At 65.7% G+C, this 20491-nt stretch carries 18 protein-coding genes; 10 read left to right on the top strand and 8 right to left on the bottom strand.

All coding sequences use genetic code 11. The annotated features are described in order from the left end of the window. Window positions 1-8: 8 nt before the first annotated feature. The 3 genes from ACK8CO_RS11975 to ACK8CO_RS11965 all read right to left on the bottom strand — a co-directional run bounded on the left by ACK8CO_RS11975 (window position 9) and on the right by ACK8CO_RS11965 (window position 2051). Window positions 9-1208: a flagellin gene (locus tag ACK8CO_RS11975; RefSeq protein ID WP_080617621.1), complete on the bottom strand. Its 1200-nt coding sequence runs from the start codon at window positions 1206-1208 to the stop codon at window positions 9-11. Between the two features lie 209 nt (window positions 1209-1417). Beyond that, a complete protein-coding gene (locus tag ACK8CO_RS11970) occupies window positions 1418-1756 on the bottom strand; it encodes a hypothetical protein (protein ID WP_080617622.1) in 339 nt (112 codons plus the stop codon). Beyond that, a complete protein-coding gene (locus ACK8CO_RS11965) occupies window positions 1743-2051 on the bottom strand; it encodes a rod-binding protein (protein WP_414896773.1) in 309 nt (102 codons plus the stop codon). The genes ACK8CO_RS11970 and ACK8CO_RS11965 overlap by 14 nt, the downstream gene beginning before the upstream one ends. A 117-nt stretch (window positions 2052-2168) precedes the next feature. On the opposite strand from ACK8CO_RS11965, the gene ACK8CO_RS11960 reads away from it, so the two are divergent. Beyond that, the gene (locus tag ACK8CO_RS11960) at window positions 2169-3881 is read left to right on the top strand and encodes a flagellar hook-length control protein FliK (RefSeq protein WP_414896772.1); all 1713 of its coding nucleotides are present in this window, start codon (window positions 2169-2171) and stop codon (window positions 3879-3881) included. A 12-nt stretch (window positions 3882-3893) separates the two neighbouring features. Then, window positions 3894-4556 carry a flagellar hook capping FlgD N-terminal domain-containing protein gene (locus ACK8CO_RS11955; RefSeq protein WP_414896771.1) on the top strand — a complete coding sequence of 221 codons (663 nt, stop codon included), beginning with the start codon at window positions 3894-3896 and terminating at the stop codon, window positions 4554-4556. A 39-nt stretch (window positions 4557-4595) separates the two neighbouring features. On the opposite strand, the gene ubiB is transcribed toward ACK8CO_RS11955, so the two are convergent. Both ubiB and ubiE read right to left on the bottom strand, forming a co-directional pair. Continuing rightward, the gene (ubiB, locus tag ACK8CO_RS11950; RefSeq protein ID WP_414896770.1) at window positions 4596-6128 is read right to left on the bottom strand and encodes a 2-polyprenylphenol 6-hydroxylase; all 1533 of its coding nucleotides are present in this window, start codon (window positions 6126-6128) and stop codon (window positions 4596-4598) included. Beyond that, window positions 6129-6881, bottom strand: a complete 753-nt coding sequence (gene ubiE, locus ACK8CO_RS11945) for a bifunctional demethylmenaquinone methyltransferase/2-methoxy-6-polyprenyl-1,4-benzoquinol methylase UbiE (RefSeq protein WP_080617627.1) — start codon at window positions 6879-6881, stop codon at window positions 6129-6131. A gap of 87 nt (window positions 6882-6968) precedes the next feature. Here ubiE and mutM point away from each other — a divergent pair, with 87 nt between their 5' ends. From mutM to gyrB, 8 genes are all read left to right on the top strand, one after another. Next, on the top strand, window positions 6969-7820 hold the full coding sequence (mutM, locus tag ACK8CO_RS11940) for a bifunctional DNA-formamidopyrimidine glycosylase/DNA-(apurinic or apyrimidinic site) lyase (RefSeq protein ID WP_414896769.1): 852 nt from the start codon (window positions 6969-6971) through the stop codon (window positions 7818-7820). Between the two features lie 62 nt (window positions 7821-7882). Then, window positions 7883-8659, top strand: a complete 777-nt coding sequence (locus ACK8CO_RS11935; protein WP_042457055.1) for an enoyl-CoA hydratase — start codon at window positions 7883-7885, stop codon at window positions 8657-8659. 184 nt (window positions 8660-8843) lie between these two features. Then, window positions 8844-9110, top strand: a complete 267-nt coding sequence (rpsT, locus tag ACK8CO_RS11930) for a 30S ribosomal protein S20 (protein ID WP_080617629.1) — start codon at window positions 8844-8846, stop codon at window positions 9108-9110. Window positions 9111-9698: 588 nt separating this feature from the next. Then, on the top strand, window positions 9699-11069 hold the full coding sequence (gene dnaA, locus ACK8CO_RS11925; protein WP_080617630.1) for a chromosomal replication initiator protein DnaA: 1371 nt from the start codon (window positions 9699-9701) through the stop codon (window positions 11067-11069). Between the two features lie 123 nt (window positions 11070-11192). Continuing rightward, the gene (gene dnaN / locus ACK8CO_RS11920; protein ID WP_080617631.1) at window positions 11193-12311 is read left to right on the top strand and encodes a DNA polymerase III subunit beta; all 1119 of its coding nucleotides are present in this window, start codon (window positions 11193-11195) and stop codon (window positions 12309-12311) included. Between the two features lie 79 nt (window positions 12312-12390). Beyond that, the gene (gene recF, locus ACK8CO_RS11915; protein WP_414896768.1) at window positions 12391-13518 is read left to right on the top strand and encodes a DNA replication/repair protein RecF; all 1128 of its coding nucleotides are present in this window, start codon (window positions 12391-12393) and stop codon (window positions 13516-13518) included. A 366-nt stretch (window positions 13519-13884) separates the two neighbouring features. Next, complete coding sequence (locus ACK8CO_RS11910) at window positions 13885-14040, top strand: hypothetical protein (protein WP_155774105.1); 156 nt, start codon at window positions 13885-13887, stop codon at window positions 14038-14040. Between the two features lie 78 nt (window positions 14041-14118). Next, window positions 14119-16536, top strand: coding sequence for a DNA topoisomerase (ATP-hydrolyzing) subunit B (gene gyrB / locus ACK8CO_RS11905; RefSeq protein WP_414896767.1), 2418 nt, complete (start codon window positions 14119-14121; stop codon window positions 16534-16536). A gap of 232 nt (window positions 16537-16768) precedes the next feature. Here gyrB and ggpS read toward each other — a convergent pair whose 3' ends face one another. From ggpS to ACK8CO_RS11890, 3 genes are read right to left on the bottom strand one after another with little or no spacing between them, the layout of a single operon-like run. After that, window positions 16769-18271: a glucosylglycerol-phosphate synthase gene (ggpS, locus tag ACK8CO_RS11900; protein WP_080617634.1), complete on the bottom strand. Its 1503-nt coding sequence runs from the start codon at window positions 18269-18271 to the stop codon at window positions 16769-16771. A gap of 3 nt (window positions 18272-18274) precedes the next feature. After that, window positions 18275-19057, bottom strand: a complete 783-nt coding sequence (locus tag ACK8CO_RS11895; RefSeq protein ID WP_414896766.1) for an HAD-IIB family hydrolase — start codon at window positions 19055-19057, stop codon at window positions 18275-18277. Continuing rightward, window positions 19054-20178: an NAD(P)H-dependent glycerol-3-phosphate dehydrogenase gene (locus ACK8CO_RS11890; RefSeq protein ID WP_414896765.1), complete on the bottom strand. Its 1125-nt coding sequence runs from the start codon at window positions 20176-20178 to the stop codon at window positions 19054-19056. The genes ACK8CO_RS11895 and ACK8CO_RS11890 overlap by 4 nt, the downstream gene beginning before the upstream one ends. Between the last annotated feature and the right edge of the window lie 313 nt (window positions 20179-20491).

The following is a 20491-nucleotide window of genomic DNA, read 5'->3' as shown; positions in this document are numbered from 1 at the left end:
TGCCGTCCTTAACGGAAGAGCGACAGAAGGTTCTGCGGCGACTGGTTGGCAATCGCCAGAGCCTGGGTGCCAAGCTGCTGCTGCACCTGAAGCGCCTGGAGGCGGGCCGAGGCTTCCTCCATATCGGCATCGACAAGAGCGCCGATACCGGTTTTCAGCGCATCGGTCAGCTTCGAGAGGAAGTTCGACTGGGTTTCCAGACGGGATTCCGCCGCACCAAAGGCCGCAGCCGCGTCGATCGAAGAGTTGATCATCGTCTCGATATCTGCCAGCGCGGTCCCGCCGGTGATGCTGAAGCCGTTCAGCCCAGCCAGAGCACCCGCACCATCGGCCCGCGCACGCACCGCCATGTTGATATCGTCGGTGCCCTGGTTGTCGATGGTGAGTTCTCCGGCGGCGCCCACCGGATCGTAGAGTGCGGTGACACCGGTGATGCCAGCCGCGTTGATCAGATCGCGCAGGTTGGACAGCGCGATTTCGTTCGCGTCGTTGCCGGTAGCCACATCATCGGCAGTCACGGTATAGCTGAAGTTCTGATCGCCCAGCGTGACGGTTATGGTTTCGCCCTGAGCCACGGCCGACAGGGCAAAGGCTTCCTGATCACCGGAGCCGATTGCAACGGCACCGTCATTGTTGTTGCCGGCGACGACAAGGTTGCCACCTGCGGTGCCGGCGGCCAGCTGACCGGCGGCGGTAGCGGCAGCCGCAGTGTTCAGGTTCTGGGCATCGATCGTGATCGAGTTCGCGGTAACCGTGCCACCGCTGCGGTCGATCGACCCGACCACCGACGTCCCGGTACCGGTGTCGATCAGGTTGACGCCGTTGAACTGGGCAGCACCGATGGTGGCTTCCACCAGGCTGATCAGCTCGTCGGTTTCGTTCTGCAACTTGGTGGTGTCGGCGGTCGCGTCACGGGCGGCAACGACCTTGGTCTTGATGTCCTTCAGCAGGTCGGTGATCGTTTCGGTGGCGGTCCGCGCCACCCCGATCATCGCCTGGCCGGTGGCGAGGCTGTCGGAGACGGCGTCGAAGCCCGACACGTCGCTTTCCATGACCTTCGAGATGGCCCAGACAGCCGAGTTGTCCTTGGCCGAGCCGACGGACTTGCCAGTGGAAATCTCCGATTGGGTCTTTTCGAGGTTGGAGTTGATGCCTTTGAGGGTCTGGAGCGCGACCATCGCGCTGGAGTTCGTCAGGATGCTGGACATGGGTATGATCCTTCCAAGTACAAGGCGCTTTACGCCCAAGGGGTTGAGCCGCGGATAAGCGGCAATTGAAGGCTTTCTGACCCATACGGCTGCGGAGTTTCCCCGTGCCGTGCCACCCGTCTCAGGGCGCGCCCCGAACTTTCCAGCCCGGGGTTAAGGGACGACTAATCGAGGGCATCTCTAAACGTCGGATTTGGCTAAAATAGGGCTCAGGCGCGGCGTGTCAGAGCCGATGGCGTGGCGCCGATGCGAGTGCGCTCGCCACGCTGGGTATAGGTATCGAGCGCAGCGGCAGGTTCGCGCAGCCGCTTCAGCGAGACCCGGGCCGACTCGAGCCCCTTTTCGACGGCTGCCAGCAGACGGTCGTTACGCTGTGCTTTGCTGCGAAGCCGATCCAGCGCCTCGCGGTCGGCTTCGGACGGCCTCTGCAGCCGCGCGACCAGTTGCTCTTTCTCGTCCGTCAATGCGCGCAACACTGCAAAGTCGCTGTGCCGGAGCGCCTGGTATTCGCGCTCGAGCAGGTCGGCGATCATGTCAATCGAGGTCATCCATCCGCTCCTTGAGTGATTCGAAGATGCTTTCGGCAAGGCCGATACCTCCTGCGTGAGCCATTTCCGTGGCCTGGGCGTCGCGCAGGAAAGACGTGAACTGGGTTTCTCCGATACCGCCGCCGAACGCGCCGCTGGACAGCTCGCCCGAAACGTTGCCCAGCCCCGCCGAAGCGAGCATTTCAGAGAGAAACCTGGCCTCCAGGTCCTCGGCGGCTTCGCGCAGCCGCGCGAGCCTGGCGTCGCGATCCGTCGACAATGTCGACCCGATCGGCGTGGGGGATGAAGGCAGCATGGCATGAACTCCTAAACTGCGAGCCGTTTTTTTCGTTATTGGGGGATTCCGGTAAAGGACCGGTAACCGATCTCGGGTCAATCTGCCGCCAGCTCATACAGAAGTCTGGTCAAACGCATGCAGGTTCCCTTTGCCATCGACACGCCCGGCGCCGCCGCGTCGTCACGGCGCGACAGGCCGCCTTCCGCCGACGGTGCGGCGGACACGGAACGCTCGGATTTCCGCGCGGCCTTCGACGAGACAACACCTCCTGCCACGAACGAAACAGACCGCGAAGCCCCGCAGCGGGACATTTCCAAGGCATCTGCCGCACCCCACCGCACCGAAGAGCCTGCCTCATCCGCTTCGCGCGGCACCGGAAAAAACGGTGAGGGCAGCGTCGAGGAGGTCGATGAAACGGCCGCCACAAAGACCAGCGGCGACACGGTGAAAAACGATCCAGCCTCCGCGATCGACACGGAGGCGGATCTCCTGGCCATAACGGGATTATCCACAGCAACCACGCCCGCGACTGTGCCACCGCCGCCCGGGACGACAGTGTCTTCCGTGACGCAGACCGTTCCGACAGAGGCTGTGGCAGCGGTGGCGGACACGACCGCCAAGCCCGCCGACAGCGACATGACCGAAACACCACTTATGCCGCCGGCAGCCGGTCCCAAACAACAACCGGCAGGCTCTGTGCCCAACGCCTCCCTGCCCGCATCCTCCACACCGCTTGACACGCGCCCGACGATCACGACCGGCGGCACGGCAGCCCAACCTGCCGAAACACCGCAAGCGGAAGACACCGCCCTCCGCTCTGACAGAGGCCCATCTGCCTCGAAAGATGCACAGGCGGTCGCCTCATTACCCTCCGCCGCCGCGGCTCAGGCAACCGCCGCCCTCCCCCTGCCGGGGACCAAACCCGAACCACTCTCGACCGGCACCGAGGCGCGCGCCGCGATGAGCTTGGCTGTTCCAAGGGATGGGACGACCAACCGCTCCGTTGCGGAAATAGCCGATAACGTTACGGAAACCGCCGCGTCGAAGGAGGTTTCCAATGGGCCGACCACCCTCCGGCAGGGCGACGGCATGCAACCCGGCCGCGAAGCCGCACAAAGCCAGACGGTCGTGGCAGCGGCACGAGCGATCACCTCGGGCGACCCGGATTCGGAGCACAAAGGCGACCGTACGGGCCATGCATCGATACGACGGGAAAACACATCGACAACACCGACTGCACCTGCAATCTGGCATGCAACGGCCGCGCAGCCAGATACGATCACGACCGCGCAACCCATCGCCGGAGCTGCCATCGATAACCAGGCCTCGCTGGATGCGTCACGCGCCGATGCAACGACTGCAGTCGATTCGGGGGCATCCGAACGCAGCGGCTCAGACCAGATCCGGGCCTCCGAAAACGCCCGTCACACGGCGACGCCCACCCTTGCCGATACGCCGCGAACCGCCATGCGGCAGATTGCCGAATCGCTCCACCGGGCTTCAGACGGGTCTGTCCACCTCACCCTCAGCCCGGAAGAACTCGGTCGGGTGCGTCTGTCTCTGACACCCGGCGATCACGGCATCACCGTCAACATCTCCGCCGACCGCATCGATACGCTCGAGCTGATGAGGCGCCATGGAGACATGCTGACGAATGCGATGCGCGACCTCGGCTACGGCGAGGTGGTTCTCGACTTCGCCGGTCGCCAGAACGATTCATCGGGACAGGGCCGCGGCTTTGCTGCCGGGGCGGCCGCCCCGAGCGAGGAGAGCACCGAGATGGGCCTCTCTTCCACGACCAGGACCTCGCCCGGAACAGCGGGCGGCGGCCTCGATCTCCGGCTTTGAGGAACAGATACCATGACCGACAGCGTGACCGCCGCAACCGCCGCCACGAAGACCGCCTCTGCCTCGAGCAGCGGAAATTCGAAGGCGCTCATCAGCAGCGACTTCGAAACATTTCTGCGCATGCTGACCACCCAGCTCGCGAATCAGGACCCCCTGAACCCGATGGAATCGTCGGATTATGCTCTACAGATCGCGACGTTCTCCGGGGTCGAACAGCAGGTGCAGACCAACGAGCTGCTCAAGGCCCTCTCGGCCAATCTGGGCGGCGGCGGCCTGTCCCAATACGGGTCCTGGGTCGGAATGGAAGGCCAGGCCGCTGTCCCAGCGAACTATGACGGAGTGACGCCAGTCACGGTTTTCCCAGAGGTCGACAAGGACGCTTCGACTGCCAAGCTTGTGGTGCGCGATGACACCGGCGCCATCGTGCAGTCCGAGCCCATCCCCCCCGACACCAAGACCATTCTCTGGTCCGGCGGCGAGGACCACGAGGCCGGGCTCTACGATTTCATCGTGGAAAGCTATGCCGAGGATGGCAGCAAGCTGTCGGAGGCCCAGGCCCGGATCTATGCCCAGATCGCGGAAGTCCGCACCGAAGAGGGTGAGATCAGCATCGTCTTCGACAGCGGCACCATCGTGAAGGCGACAGAGGTCTCGGCACTGCGCGATCCGGTCTGATCGTCGCCAAGGCGGCCCCGACGGGCCGCCTGACCGGCTTCAGGACAGCAGCAAGGCCAGTCCGGCGCCGATCCAGGTCAGCGCCGCGCCAGCGCTCATCCACAAGAGCGGCTGCAGCCAGGGGCGCGGCGGCCGCGCAGGTTCGGCCTTCGACTGGCGAATCAGCGCAGCCTCTGCCAGCTCCGGCAGCCGAGGCCCGAAGCGCGACAACACCCGCACGGTGCGGCTGAGATCGCGAACCACCGCCTTAGGCCCAATGTTTTCCTTGATGTATTCCTCAACGATCGGCCGCGCGACCTCCCAGATGTTGATCGACGGGTTGAGCGAGCGTGCCACGCCTTCGACCACGACCATGGTCCGCTGCAGCAGGATCAGCTCGGTCCGGGTCGCCATACCAAAGCGTTCGGTCACCTCGAAGAGATAAGCCAGGAGCTTCGCCATCGAGATATGGGTCGCGTCCATCCCGAAGATCGGCTCGCCGACCGAGCGCAGGGCCTGGGCGAATTCGTCGATCTCGCGGTCGGCCGGTACATAGCCCGCCTCGAAATGCACCTCGGCCACCCGGCGGTAGTCGCGGCGGATGAAACCGTACAGGATCTCGGCATAGACCCTGCGGGTATATTCGTCGATCCGGCCCATGATGCCGAAATCGAAACACTGGATTTCGCCGCTGGCGCCGACCTTCATGTTGCCCTGATGCATGTCGGCGTGGAAATAGCCGTCGCGCAGGGCGTGGCGCAGGAACATCGACAACACCCGCTCGCCGATCGCGCGGCGGTCATGGCCTGCGGCATCGAGCGCCGCATTATCGCCGATCGGTACGCCCTCGCACCAGGACATGGTCATGACCCGCTTGGACGATAGCGGCCAGATCACCCGCGGAACCACGAAACCTGCGTCGCCCTCGGTATTGGCGGCGAATTCGGCCGCCTGTGCGGTCTCGATCCGCAGGTCCAGCTCGCCCGTCACCACCCCGTCGAAATGAGCGATGACATCGGTCGGCCGCAGCCGGCGCGAGAACGGTGCCAACAGCTCGATGGTCGAGGCGGCGAAGTAGAAGGCATCGATATCCTTGCGGAAATTGCGCTCGACCCCGGGGCGCAGCACCTTGACCGCGACCAGCTCGCCGGTCCGGGCGATGCGGGCGCGATGCACCTGGGCGATGGAGGCGGCCGCGATCGGCTCGGAGAATTCCGAGAACAGCTCGTCGGCGGGCTGACCCAGCTCCTGGGCGACGGTCTCCTTGGCAATTGCGGTCGGGAAGGGCGGCAGCTTGTCCTGCAGAACCCGCAGCTGCACTGCCAGCTCGTCGCCGACCACGTCGGGCCGGGTCGAGAGGATCTGGCCGAATTTGATATAGGCTGGTCCCAGCGCGGTAATTGCGCGGGTCGCCGGCGGCAGTGCCTCGTCGCCGTTCTCGCCGAGCCATTTGAACGGCCAGCCCATGACCCGGGCCGCGGCCCGGACGCTGGCGGGCGCGCCCAGCTGTTCCAGCACGAAACGGTTCGCGCCGGTACGCTCCATGGTGGCCAGCGTCTGCACCAGCCTCCAGATGTTGTGAGGACCGCGCACCTAGATTTTCCACCCTGAATGCAGCGCCGCTATGCCCATAGACAGGTTGCGATACTTCACCTGTTCGAAACCGGCCTCACGGATCATGGCCGCGAAGGTCTCCTGGTCGGGGAACTTGCGGATCGATTCCACCAGATACTGGTAACTGTCGCGGTCGTTGACGACGAACTGCCCCAGCGGCGGGATCACGTTGAAGGAATAGCGGTCATAGGCCCATTGCAGAAGCGGGTTGGGCATCTGGCTGAATTCGAGGATCATCATCCGCCCGCCGGGTTTCAGCACACGGTAGGCCTCGTTCAGCGCGTCCTGGATCCGGGTGATATTCCGGGTACCGAAGGAATTCGTGAAGACATCGAAGCTGTTATCGGCGAAGGGCAGCGCCATGCCGTCACCCACGACCCAGTCGAGACTGGCGGCGAGGTTGTCGGCCTCGGCCCGCTTGCGGCCCTCGACCAGCATCGATTCCGTCATGTCGCAGACCACCGCCGTCGCACCCGGCGCGCGCCCCAGAAAGCGGAAGGCGATGTCACCGGTACCGCCAGCAACGTCCAGAAGACGCTGATGCGGCTGCGGGGCGAGCCAGTCCATCATCGCGTCCTTCCAGACCCGGTGAACACCGCCCGACATCAGGTCGTTCATCAGGTCGTAACGCGAGGCGACGCGGGTGAATACCCCGTGGACGAGTCCGGCCTTCTCCTCTTCGGCGACGGTCTGGAACCCGAAATGGGTGGTCTTCTGGGCACTCTCGGTCATGGGGGCCTTGCCGTTCGTTTTCACGGCCCTTCTTATAGGGCGCTCTGCGGGGACTACAACGTGTTCCCCGCTGGAAGGAAGGGGCCTATGCCGGAATTGCCAGAGGTAGAGACAGTGCGTCGCGGGCTGACGCCTGCGATGGAAGGCCGCAGGATCGTCGCGACCCGGGTGAATCGCCCCGACCTTCGCTGGCCCCTGCCCGAGCGGATGGCCGAGCGGCTGACCGGCGCCCAAGTGCTGCGGCTGGGGCGGCGGTCGAAATACATTCTCGTCGATCTTTCGACCGGCGAGACGCTGATCCTGCATCTGGGCATGTCCGGGCGGATGCTGGTCTCGGGCGTGGCGCTGGGGCAGTTCGTGCATCCGCATCCGGCACCGCAGAAACACGACCATGTGGTGATCGAGCTCGAGGGCGGCGCGCGCGTGACCTTCAACGACCCCCGCCGTTTCGGTGCGATGGACCTGACCCCGACCGGGACGGTCGAGAACCACCGCCTGCTGGCCGGGCTCGGCCCCGAGCCGCTCGGCAACGGCTTCGACGAGACCTACCTTGTGGGCCGGCTGAAGGGGCGGCAGACCCCGATCAAGGCCGCGCTGCTCGACCAGCATCTGGTCGCGGGGCTCGGCAATATCTATGTCTGCGAGGCGCTGCACCGGGCCGGGATTTCCCCACTTCGCAAGGCGGGCCGGATTGCCGCGGCCCGCGTCGCGACCCTGGTTCCGGCGATCCGCACGGTCCTTTCCGAGGCGATCGAGGCCGGCGGCTCGAGCCTGAAGGACTTCCGCCAGGCCGATGGCGAGCTTGGCTATTTCCAGCACAATTTCCGCACCTATGGCCGGGAAGGCGCGCCCTGCCCCTCTCCCGGATGCACAGGCCGTATCCTGCGGGTCGTGCAGTCCGGCCGGTCGAGTTTCTACTGTCCGCAATGCCAAAGATAGCTTGATCGCGGGGCCGAGACTGTTAAGGAGTCGGGTTCGAACCGAACGGAGGCCGTCAGTCCATGGCTTACAAGACGCTGATCGTCGAGATAGAGGACCACGTGGCGCTGGTCCGCCTGAACCGGCCCGAGGCGCTGAACGCGCTGAACGGCGAGTTGATGGGCGAACTGGCAGAGGCCGTGAGCGAGGCCAACGCCAATGAAAAGGTGCGCTGCATCGTCCTGACCGGGACGGAAAAGGCGTTCGCCGCCGGGGCGGATGTCCGCGAGATGAGCGAGAAGAGCTTCGTCGACGTCTTCGCGGGCGATCTGTTCACGCCAGAGACCGAACGCCTTCTGGCCTGCCGCAAGCCGATCATCGCGGCAGTGGCGGGGTATGCGCTGGGCGGCGGCTGCGAACTGGCGATGATGTGCGACTTCATCATTGCCGCCGACACCGCGAAATTCGGCCAGCCCGAGATCAATCTGGGCGTCGTCGCCGGGATCGGGGGCACCCAGCGCCTGACCCGCGCGGTCGGCAAGTCCAAGGCGATGGACATGCACCTCACGGGCCGCTTCATGGATGCCGAGGAGGCCGAGCGCGCCGGGCTCGTCAGCCGCGTCGTCCCAGCCAAGAAGCTGATCGAAGAGGCGATGGCCGCGGCGCAGAAGATCGCCGAGAAATCGGCGCTGACCACGATGGCGGTCAAGGAATGCGTCAACCGCAGCTTCGAGACCACGCTGCGCGAGGGGCTGCTGTTCGAGCGGCGCATGTTCCACATGATGTTCGCGACCGAGGACCGGGCCGAGGGCATGCAGGCCTTCGTCGAAAAGCGCGAGCCGCAATTCCGCGACAAGTGAGGCGCGTCGCAGGGGGGGGGCGCCTTTTCTGCTTCCCTTTCGCGACAAGCTCCACTATAAGCCGCGCCTTATATGCGCGTGAGGCCCGCTTTGGCCGGAATCAGCCGGTGGTAGGAAAACCCGGCCGGGGCCTCGTTGCGCGAGAGATTTTGACCACGAGACCCGGAAAAGGGAAAAGGACCACATGGCCAATTCGCCCCAAGCCAAGAAGCGCGCCCGCCAGAACGAGCGCCGCTATGCCGTCAACAAGGCGCGTCGTTCGCGCATCCGCACCTTCCTCCGGAAGGTCGAGGAAGCGATCGCTTCGGGCGATCAGGCGGCCGCTGCGACCGCTCTGCGCGAGGCCCAGCCCGAGTTGATGCGCGGGGTCACCAAAGGCGTCCTGCACAAGAATACCGCATCCCGGAAAATGTCGCGACTCGCCGCGCGCGTGAAGGCGCTGAACGCCTGATCCGAGGCCGTTTGCGCCCTGAAAACAAGAGCTCGGAAGGGCGCGGCCGAAGGGTCGCGCCCTTCGTTTTCGAGACAGGTTCCCCGGCCCGGATGGGCCTGCGGCAACACACTCCGGATTCGTTCCGCACAGGCGCGTCGTCAAGGTCGAAGTTCGGTTGCACCCCTCACGACCACCGGTCTACCGTCTCTAGGCGATTCACATCGACTTGGGGGGGCATGACGCGGAACAACCCGCGCCACGATCTGCTTTTGAGCCGGCCGAGACCGGCAAGGGAGAAGATCGAGGAGGGGCTTGCCGGACAGAGCGTGTATTCAGGGAAACCGTTCTGACCGAAAGCTGCCGCAAGCCAGACGGGCCTAGTCTCGTCCGCGGGTTGTACCTCATGTCCAAAAGGACCGTGAAAGGCAAAAGCGACTGGAGCAGATCCGGGCGCCGCGATGGCGGTTCCCGGCCGGGGAGTGTCGGTTTTGCGCAAGGGTCGGCTCTTCCATGTCGGTGCGCACCGGGGGTCTGACGGCCGCTCCATGACGGGGCGTCGGGCAGGGATTCCGGTTTTGCTGGATCGGCTAAGAGCGGGCAAAGAAGATGACAGACGACACCTGGGGACGCATTCGAGATGACTTGGAGAAATCGATCGGCAAGAACAACTTCGTAACCTGGATTGCCCCTTTGGAATTCCGCGCCCTGGAAGACGGGGTTGCGCGGTTCGGTGTTCCCACCAGCTTTGTCGGCGACTGGGTCAACCGCAATTTCGGCGACAAGATTCTCGAACACCTCACCCGTAGCGGCGTCGAGGTCGACCGGCTCGAATTCTCCGTCGCCGCGCCGAAGCGGGTCGCCCCTGCCGTTGCCGCAGCCGACACTGCGGCCGCGCCGGCCCGCCGCGCCGCGGCCGAGCCGCGCGACGAGGGCGACATGCCGGGCGCGCCGCTCGATGCACGCTTCACCTTCGACAGCTTCGTCACCGGCAAGCCGAACGAGCTGGCCCATGCCGCCGCGCGCCGCGTCGGCGAAGGCGGTCCCGTCGCGTTCAACCCGCTGTTCCTTTATGGCGGCGTCGGCCTCGGCAAGACCCACCTGATGCATGCCATCGCCTGGGATCTGCTGCACCGGGCGCCGGAAAAGAAGGTCGTCTATCTCTCTGCCGAACAGTTCATGTACCGCTTCGTGCAGGCGCTGCGCGAACGCGACATGATGGGCTTCAAGTCGCTGTTCCGTTCCGTCGACGTGCTGATGGTCGATGACGTCCAGTTCATCGCCGGCAAGGACAGCACCCAGGAAGAGTTCTTCCACACCTTCAACGCGCTCGTGGATCAGAACAAGCAGATCGTGATTTCCGCCGACCGCGCGCCGGGCGAGATCAAGGATCTCGAGGACAGGATCCGCAGCCGCCTGCAATGCGGGCTCGTGGTCGACCTGCATCCGACGGATTACGAACTGCGCCTGGGCATCCTGCAACAGAAGGTCGAGCTGTACCGGATGCAGTATCCGGGGCTCGTGATCGCCGACGGGGTGCTGGAATTCCTCGCCTACCGGATCACCACCAATGTCCGTGTGCTCGAAGGGGCGCTGACCCGGCTCTTTGCCTTCGCCTCGCTGGTTGGCAAGGAGATCACGCTGGACCTGGCCCAGGACTGTCTTGCCGACATCCTTCGCGCCTCGGACCGCAAGGTCACGATCGAGGAGATCCAGCGCAAGGTGAGCGAGCATTTCAACATGCGCCTGAGCGACATGATCGGGCCCAAGCGGCACCGCACCATCGCCCGACCGCGCCAGATCGCGATGTATCTCTCCAAGCAGCTGACCCAGCGCAGCCTGCCAGAGATCGGCCGCCGCTTCGGCGGGCGCGATCACACCACGGTCATGCATGCGGTCAAGCGGATCGAGGACCTGCGCAGCAAGGACAGCCAGATCGACGAGGATCTGGAACTTTTGCGCCGCATGCTCGAAGCCTGACCGGCCGCATATCCGGGCAACCCTTGACGCCCTTGTCAAAGTCTCGGACAGTCCAACAAAACGCTTGAGCAGGGAAGCGAAACCGTTAGGGTTCGCCTCCCGGGCGCAAGAGGAGCGAGGGGCATGAAATTCAGCATCGAACGCGGCGCACTCCTGAAGGCGGTGGGCCAGGCGCAATCGGTGGTCGAGCGACGCAACACCATACCGATCCTCGCCAACCTCCTGATCGAGGCAGAGGACGCGACGGTAAGCTTCCGCGCGACCGATCTCGATATCGAGGTCGTCGACAAGGCACCCGCGACGGTCGAGCGCGCCGGCGCGACGACGGTTCCGGCGGTGACGCTGCACGAGATCGTGCGCAAGCTGCCCGACGGCGCGCTGGTCGAGCTGTCGGATGACGGCGCCTCGGGGCGGCTGACGGTCGTGGCCGGGCGGTCGCATTTCACGCTGGCAACGCTGCCGCGCGAGGACTTCCCGGTGATGGCCTCATCGGAATACACCTCCAACTTCATCGCCAAGGCACCGGTCCTGCGGCGGCTCTTCGACAAGTCGAAATTCGCGATTTCGACCGAGGAGACCCGCTATTACCTGAACGGGGTCTACATGCATGTGGCGACCGGCGAGGACGGCCAGGTGCTGCGCTGCGTCGCGACCGACGGTCACCGCCTGGCCCGGATCGACGCAACCCTGCCCGCAGGGGCCGAGACCATGCCCGGCGTGATCGTGCCGCGCAAGACGGTCGGAGAGCTGCGCAAGCTGCTCGAGGATGACGAGATCGAGATCGCAGTGTCGGTCAGCGAGACCAAGGTGCGTTTCGCCACGCCCGAAATCACCCTGACCTCGAAGGTCATCGACGGCACCTTCCCGGATTATTCGCGGGTGATCCCGATGAACAACACCCGGCGGCTCGAAGTCGATGCCGCCGAATTCGCCAAAGCGGTCGACCGCGTGGCCACGGTGAGTTCGGAACGCTCGCGCGCCGTCAAGCTGGCGCTCGAGGAAGACCGGCTGACGCTGTCCGTCACATCGCCCGACAGCGGCGCGGCCGAGGAAGAGCTGGCCGTGGCCTATGGAGACGAGCGGCTCGAGATCGGGTTCAACGCGAAATACCTGCTGGAGATTGCCGGTCAGGTCGATCGCGAGAATGCCGTCTTCCTGTTCAACTCATCCGGCGATCCGACCCTGATGCGCGAGGGCGACGATGCCTCGGCAGTCTATGTCGTGATGCCGATGCGGGTCTGAGCCCTGGCAAGCCTTGCGGGGCCCGGCTGATGCCAGGCGCCTGCGGCGCGGGTATTTTCGCCAAGAAGAAGGGCAGGCCGTGCCCGGGCTTCTGCTGACAGAACTGACGCTTTCGCAATTCCGGTCGCACGACCGGGCGCGGCTTTCGCTTGACGCGCGCCCGGTCGCTGTCTTCGGAGCGAACGGAGCGGGCAAGACCAATCTGCTGGAGGCGGTGTCGCTGATCTCGCCCGGCCGGGGACTGCGCCGGGCCGGGGCCGAGGACTTGGCGCGGGCGCCGGGGCGGCTGGGCTGGAAGGTCGCGGCGGTACTGAGCGGGCCGGGTTCCGGGCATGAGGTCGAAACCTGGGCCTTGCCGGGCGGCAACCGGCAGGTTCGGCTTGACGGCAAGGCCGCTGCGCAGGTGGCGCTGGCGCGGATCGCGCGGGTGCTGTGGCTGGTGCCATCGATGGACCGGCTCTGGATCGAAGGCGCCGAGGGGCGGCGGAGGTTTCTGGACCGGATCGCGCTGAGTTTCGAACCCGGCCATGCCGAAGCGACGCTGGCCTATGAAAAGGCCATGCGCGAGCGCAACCGCCTGTTGAAGGACGAGGTGCGCGACCCGCACTGGTTCGCGGCGCTCGAGGCACGTATGGCCGAGGCCGGGGCGGCGCTGGGCGCAAACCGGCGCGCCGCGCTGATGCGCCTCGAGACGGCGCAGGCCGAAGCCGAGACCGCCTTTCCGCGCGCGACGCTGGCTCTGGCAGGGCCCGAAGGGTCCGATCCGGAGGATGCCGGGGTGCTGGCCGGGACGCTGGCCGCCGGACGGGCGCGCGACATGGCAGCGGGGCGGACGCTGGCCGGGCCGCACCGGGCCGATCTGGCCGCCATCTTCGACGCCAAGGGAATCGAAGCGCGGTATTGCTCGACCGGCGAGCAGAAGGCGCTTCTGATCGCGCTGATCCTTGCCAATGCGCGGGCGCTGGCACAGGATTTCGGGGCACCGCCGCTGCTGCTTCTGGACGAGGTGGCGGCGCATCTCGATGCCAGCCGCCGGGCGGCGCTTTACGACGAGATCTCGGCGCTGGGAGCGCAGGCCTGGATGACCGGAACCGGAGCCGAACTGTTCGCCGCTCTGGGCGAACGGGCGCAATATCTTGAAGTGCACGAGACCGGCGGCACCAGTCGGATCGAGAGGCGGGACGGCCCGGGCCCCGGCAACGCGTGACCTCCGACGCTCTGGGCAGCAGCGATCTTGCCCCTGCCCGGCCTGCTTCTGCCCGTTTCCGGCCATCGACATGGCATTGCGACGACCGGGACCGGACCTCGGCCCGACGAAGCCCCGCACGCCGGGGCGACAGTGGCGCCTGTCGGGCCAGGGAGCCGCCCCGGGGCAGTCGCACCTTGGGGGCGGGGGCGGCCCTCTGCGCACCGGCCCCTTGAGGAGATTGCGGGTCATGCCAGCCGACAGGAAACTCCGGCCCCGACCGATATTCCTTCCGGGCCTGCGTCCCCGGCGCCACCCGCCCCCGCCTGCTTCCCCGTCACAAGCACGGGAGGGCCCGGCTGATCTGGTGCGCTTTTCCCAAGCGCGGTGCTGGCCCTCTTGCTGCCCCGATTTTCCAGCCTCGTTCTCGCGCTTTGCATCGCCGTGCTGCGCGCTTCGCCCCGTGCCCGGGCGCTGCGCCGGGTCAATCGCGGCGCGGGCACGATGCCGATCGCGGTCGGGCGGATGTTTCCCGTCGCATGACACCAAATCTTGTGGCCGCTGCGTGACAATCCCACCACGACACCTTATAAAACCCGTGACGAACAAAGGATCCTGCACATGGTCGACAACGCACGGGCTGCCGAAGAGTACGGCGCCGATTCCATCAAGGTTCTCAAAGGCCTGGAAGCGGTCCGCAAACGGCCCGGCATGTATATCGGCGATACCGACGACGGCTCGGGCCTGCATCACATGGTTTACGAGGTGGTCGATAACGGCATCGACGAGGCGCTTGCGGGCCATGCCGACGCCGTCACCGTGAAAATCCACGCCGATTCAAGCGTCTCGGTCAGCGATAACGGGCGGGGCATTCCGGTCGGCATCCACGAGGGAGAGGGTGTCTCGGCGGCCGAGGTCATCATGACCCAGCTTCACGCCGGGGGCAAATTCGACCAGAACTCGTACAAGGTCTCGGGCGGCCTGCACGGCGTGGGCGTTTCGGTGGTGAACGCGCTGTCGGACTGGCTGGAGCTGCGGATCTGGCGCGAGGGGCATGAACATGTCGCCCGGTTCGAACATGGCGATACCACCGAGCATCTGCGCGTAGTCGGCCCGTCCGGGGGGCGCAGCGGCACCGAGGTCCGCTTCATGGCCTCGACCGAGACCTTCTCGAATCTCGACTATTCCTTCAAGACGCTCGAGAACCGGCTGCGCGAACTGGCCTTCCTCAATTCCGGCGTGCGCATCGTGCTCGAGGACGAGCGCGGGGCCGAGCCTCAGCGCGTCGAGCTGTGCTACGAGGGCGGCGTCCGCGAATTCGTCCGCTACATCGACAAGCTGAAAACGCCCGTGATGGCCGAACCGATCTTCATGACCGGTGAACGCGACGGGATCGGTGTCGAGGTCGCGATGTGGTGGAACGACGGCTATCACGAGACCGTCCTGCCCTTCACCAACAACATTCCGCAGCGCGACGGCGGCACCCACATGGCGGGGTTCCGCGGGGCGCTGACCCGGACCATCAACAATTACGCGATGTCGAGCGGCATCGCCAAGCGCGAGAAGGTGAATTTCACCGGCGACGATGCCCGCGAAGGGCTGACCTGCGTCTTGTCGGTGAAGGTGCCCGATCCGAAATTCTCGAGCCAGACCAAGGACAAGCTTGTCAGCTCCGAGGTGCGGCCCGCAGTCGAGAGCCTGGTGAACGAAAAGCTTGCCGAATGGTTCGAGGAACATCCGCAGGAGGCCCGCAGCATCGTCGGCAAGATCGTCGAGGCAGCGCTGGCCCGCGAGGCGGCGCGCAAGGCCCGCGAACTGACTCGGCGCAAGACGGCGATGGATGTGGCCTCGCTTCCGGGCAAGCTCGCCGATTGCCAGGAACGCGATCCCTCCAAGTCCGAGATCTTCCTCGTCGAGGGCGACAGCGCCGGCGGCTCGGCCAAGCAGGGTCGGGCCCGGGCCAATCAGGCGGTTCTGCCGCTTCGGGGCAAGATCCTCAACGTCGAGCGTGCCCGCTTCGACCGGATGCTGTCGAGCCAGGAGATCGGAACGCTGATCACCGCACTCGGCACCGGCATCGGGCGGGACGAGTTCGACATCTCGAAGCTGCGCTACCACAAGATCGTCATCATGACCGACGCCGATGTCGACGGCGCGCATATCCGGACGCTTCTGCTGACCTTCTTCTTCCGGCAGATGCCCGAGGTGATCGAGGGCGGCTTCCTCTACATCGCGCAGCCGCCGCTTTACAAGGTCGCGCGCGGCAAGTCCGAAGTCTATCTGAAGGACCAGGCCGCGCTGGAGGATTACCTTGTCGAGATGGGCATCGACGGGGCGGTGCTGCGGCTTGGCGATGGCGAGGAAATCGTCGCCAAGGACCTTGCCCGGGTGGTCGAGGAGGCGCGTCATCTGCGCCGCATCCTGCAGGCTTTCCCGACCCATTACCCTGCCCATATCCTCGAGCAGGCCGCCATTGCCGGGGCGTTCCGGCCCGGCCAGATCGACGCCGACCTGCAGGGCACCGCCGATGCGGTGGCCCGGCGGCTCGACCTGATCGCGCTTGAATATGAACGCGGCTGGATCGGCCGGCCGACCCAGGACAAGGGCATGCGCTTTTCGCGCGTGGTACGCGGTGTCGAAGAGGTGCGGGTGCTCGACGGCCAGGTCCTGCGTTCGGCCGAGGCTGCCCGGCTCGGGACCTTCACGGACAAGCTGCAGGAAATCTACCAGCACCCGGCCAGACTGATCCGCAAGGATCGCGATCAGCCGATCCACGCCCCTTCCGAACTCTTGCAGGCGATCCTGTCCGAGGGCGAGAAGGGCCTGACGCTTCAGCGCTACAAGGGGCTGGGCGAGATGAACCCCGAACAGCTCTGGGAAACCACGCTCGACCCCGAGGCGCGGACGCTTCTGCAGGTGCGGGTCGAGGATGTGGCCGAGGCCGACAACATCTTCACCAAGCTGATGGGCGACGTGGTCGAGCCCCGGCGTGAGTTCATCCAGCAAAACGCATTGAGCGTGGCCAATCTCGATTTCTGAACGATGTTGACCCGGGCCTGGGATCGCGTGTGACGCTGCGCGATCCCCATCGGTTAGCTGGCCTCGCCCGGGGGCCTGGCTATCGCGAGATCATGTCTCGCGGTTCGCAATCGGGAAGCTGAGGCCAGGGACGACCTTCCCGGGCCTATCGCGGCACTTTCCATACAGAACCCGGCCCGCGCGCGGCGGGGGGGCCGCCGCCCCGCAAGGGTGACGCCCCGCCCGGACAAGATCAGGCCGCAGGCATGGCAGCCGCCCCGGGCGCCGAGCCGGCCAGCGCCTCCATCTGATGATTGGCCCAGAAGCGCACGTCGTGGCGATGGACAACGTCGCGAAGTGCGGCCATGCGGTCGCGCCGTTCCGCCTTCGGCATTTCCAGCGCCTGGGCAATGGCGCTGTCCATGGAACGGTGCGAGAACGGGTTGGTCAGCAGCGCCGCACCCATCTCGACCGCCGCGCCCGCGAATTCCGACAAGACCAGCACCCCGTCGCCATCGACCCGCGCGGCGCAGAATTCCTTGCAGACGAGGTTCATGCCGTCCGCGAGCGGCGTGATCCAGGCGACATCGGCGGCCCGGTAATAGGCCACCAGATCCTCGAAGGGGATCGCCCGCGAAATCAACACGATGGGCTGCCAGTCGAGACTGCCGAAACGGCCGTTGATGCGGCCGGCCATCTGCTCCAGATCGTTCTGGATATTCTCGTAGACCGTCATGTTGCGATTGGCGGGCACCGAGACATGCATCAGCCGGACCTGGCCGCGCAGCTCGGGCTGCGCCTCCAGCAACCGCTCATAGCTCAGAAGCTGGTCGATCCCGCCCTTGGTGTAATCGGTCCGCCCGACGGACAGCAGAAGCTTGGCGCCGCCCATTTCCGTTCGGATCTCTTCGGCCCGCTTGGCGGTTTCCTCGCGCCGGGCGACCGCATCGATGTAATCGGCATCGACCCCCACCGGCGAGGCCTGAACCGTGATCCGACGATCTTCGTATTCCAGCTCCGTCGGCACGCTGCGCTCGGACAGGGCCGTCACCTCGGCCGCGAATTCAGGCTCGACCTTCTGGCGTCCCGTCACCTCTACATCGAGAAGACTGCGCGCGGCCGAGACGAAATTCGACACATAGCGCGGGATGTGGAACCCGACCACGTCGCAGGCCAGCAGGCTTTGCAGGATCTCCTTGCGCCAGGGCAGGACGTTGAACATGTCGGCCGAGGGGAAGGGCGTGTGGTGAAAGAAGCTGATCTTCACATCGGGGCGCAACTTGCGCAGATATCCCGGCACCAGCCACAGATTGTAGTCGTGGATCCAGACCACGGCCCCCGGCGCGGCCTCGGCGGCGGCGGCCTCGGCAAAGATCCAGTTCACCTCGCGGAAGGTCGGCCAGTCGACAGGGTCGTAATTGTAGCGTTCCTTGAAGGAATGCAGGATCGGCCAGAACGCCTCTTTCGAGGTGACGTGATAGAAGCTGCTGACCTGTTCCGCGGTCAGCGGCAGCCGCGAGACCGTATACTGACCAAAGGCATCGTCGACCTCGATCACCCGCTCGAAATCGGGATTGGCCGGGTCCTCGGCCTGTTTCCAGGCGATCCAGGCGCCCTTGTCGAACCGGCCGAAGAAGCTTTTCAGGGTCGGCACGATGCCGTTCGGGCTCTTGTTCTCTCGCAGGACGATCTTTCCGTCTTCCTCCACCTCCTCATAGGGCTGGCGGTGATAGACGATGACAAGATCCGAAGGCATGTGTCAGGCTCCTGTTGAAATGGCATGAAGATCGAAAGCGGCGATGGCCTCCATGATGCCCGCGGCGCCATGCGCCCGGGCGATGTGCAGATGGTCGAGATCGCGGACCCGCTCGATCAGGGCGGGCTCGGAATTGCCGACGGCAACGGCGTTGAGACCGCATTCCAGCATCGACAAATCGTTCAGCGTGTCGCCCGCGGCGAGCACGCGGCCCTCGGGGATGTTCAGATGAGCGACCAGCCGGCGTAATGACGGGCCCTTGGACACCCCCTTCGGCAGCACGTCGAAATAGCGATCGGCCGAGATCAGCCAGTCGAGCCCCATGGCCTCGACCTTCGCCTCGGCCGACGGGTCGTAGGCCCCGGCATCCATGTCGAAGCTGACGCGGTAGCGGAACTCGGTGGGTTGCAGCTTCAGCCCCGGATGACCGTCAAGCGCCGCCCGCACTCGCGCGCCACTGTCGCCCCAGCGCCGCGAGATATCCTCTTCCAGCGCCGGGATCGGCCGGATCGCCTCGCCGGGATGGACCTCGGCAATCGAGGTGCCGACATCGCCGACCACGTATTCCGGCCAGGGCAGACCGTTCTCGGCACACATCTCCATGATGAAATCCGGGTCGCGCCCGGTGACGAAGATCAGCCCCACGCTGGCGCGGTTGGCCTCGATCCAGTCGTAAAGGCGCCGCCGTTCGGCTTCGCTCCCCCCCAGAAAGGTGCCGTCGAGATCGGTTGCCAGCACGAAGCGGCGATCCGAAAGCGGCGGATGGGGGGCGGTGGCAAGGTTCATGAAGACACTCCGAAAGGCAGGGGAACGGTCGGTGCGGGATGGTCGAGCGACAGCGTGAGGGCACGCGGCTCGGCCTCGATCGGCCGGGTCCAGAGATCCGAGAAGCTGCGTTCGAGATCGGCGCCCTCGTGCAGCACCGCATTGACGGTCTCGCAGATCGGCATCGGCACCCCGATCCGGCGGGCCAGATCGACGACCGAGCGGGCATTGACCTCGCCCTCGACCACGACCCGGCGGCCGCCGAAACAGTCGGCGCGCGCGATGCCCTGGCCGAGCTGGGTGCCGAGCGCCATGTTGCGCGAGGTGGTCGAGGAACAGGTCAGCGTCAGGTCGCCCGCGCCCGAAAGCCCGGTCACGGTCTCGCGCTGCCCGCCCAGCGACTCGGCCAGCACCTTCATCTCGTCGACGCCGCGGGCGATCAGGGCGGCACGGGTATTCTCGGCAAAGCCCGCGCCCGACATCATCCCGCAGGCGATGGCTATCACGTTCTTCACCGCGCCGCCGACCTCGACGCCGACGAGATCGTCCGAGACATAGGGCCGGAAGCCATGCCCGCCCACCGACATCGCCATCCGCGCCGCAGGGCTGGAATAGGGCGCCAGCCGGTCGGCATAGGTGAAGGGAAAGGCCACGGTCGCCGCGGTCGGATGGCCAAGCGCGGTCTCGCGGGCGAAGGTCGGCCCCGAGATCGCGCCGATCGGATGGCCGGGCAGCTCCTCGGCCGCGACTTCGGACAAGAGAAGCCCCGAGCCAAGCTCGATCCCCTTGGCACAAAGCGCGATGGGGATGCCGGCGGGCATGTGCGGCGCGGCGGCGCGGCACATCTCGCGCAGCGTGGCCGAGGGCGTCACGATCAGCACCGCCTCGGCCCCCTCCAGCGCCTCGGTCAGCGAGGCGGTCGCGCGCAGCGTCTCGCCAAGCTCGATACCGGGAAGATATTGCGAATTCCGCCCGGTGGCGGCGATCTCCTGGGCCAGCGCAGGGCGACGCGCCCAAAGCCGGACCTGGCGGCCGTTGCGCACCAGAACCCTGGCCAGCGCCGTCCCCCAGGACCCTGCGCCAAGGACCGCGACCGAGGCAAAGGGGGCGGACTGCCGGTCCGGGGCTGCGATGTCTTTCATGTCGGTTCGTGTCTCCTTTGCCTCTATCTGAGAGCCTGCCCCGCCGCTGAAGCGACGTGCCGTTGCGCAACAAGCTCTGGCGCCACCGGATCCGGAGGGGCCGAGGCAACAGATCCGGCGGGGTTACCCGACAAACCTATAGGGATACTTCGTCAAATCAAGTATATGTCGCAAGGCGTCCGCAAAGCCGGATCAAAACCGCGCGCCCCATTCTCGAACTGCATATCAAATCAACTGGAAGCGCATTTCTTGTGCGATCTCATGTCAGGAACGGAGTTTTCGACCCGTCAAGGCCGGCTCGGCCTGCTTGCAT

It is taken from the genome of Rhodovulum sp. HP10, assembly GCF_047553435.1.
Lineage (GTDB): Bacteria > Pseudomonadota > Alphaproteobacteria > Rhodobacterales > Rhodobacteraceae > Rhodovulum.
This window is presented reverse-complemented; position numbering and strand designations above follow the sequence as displayed.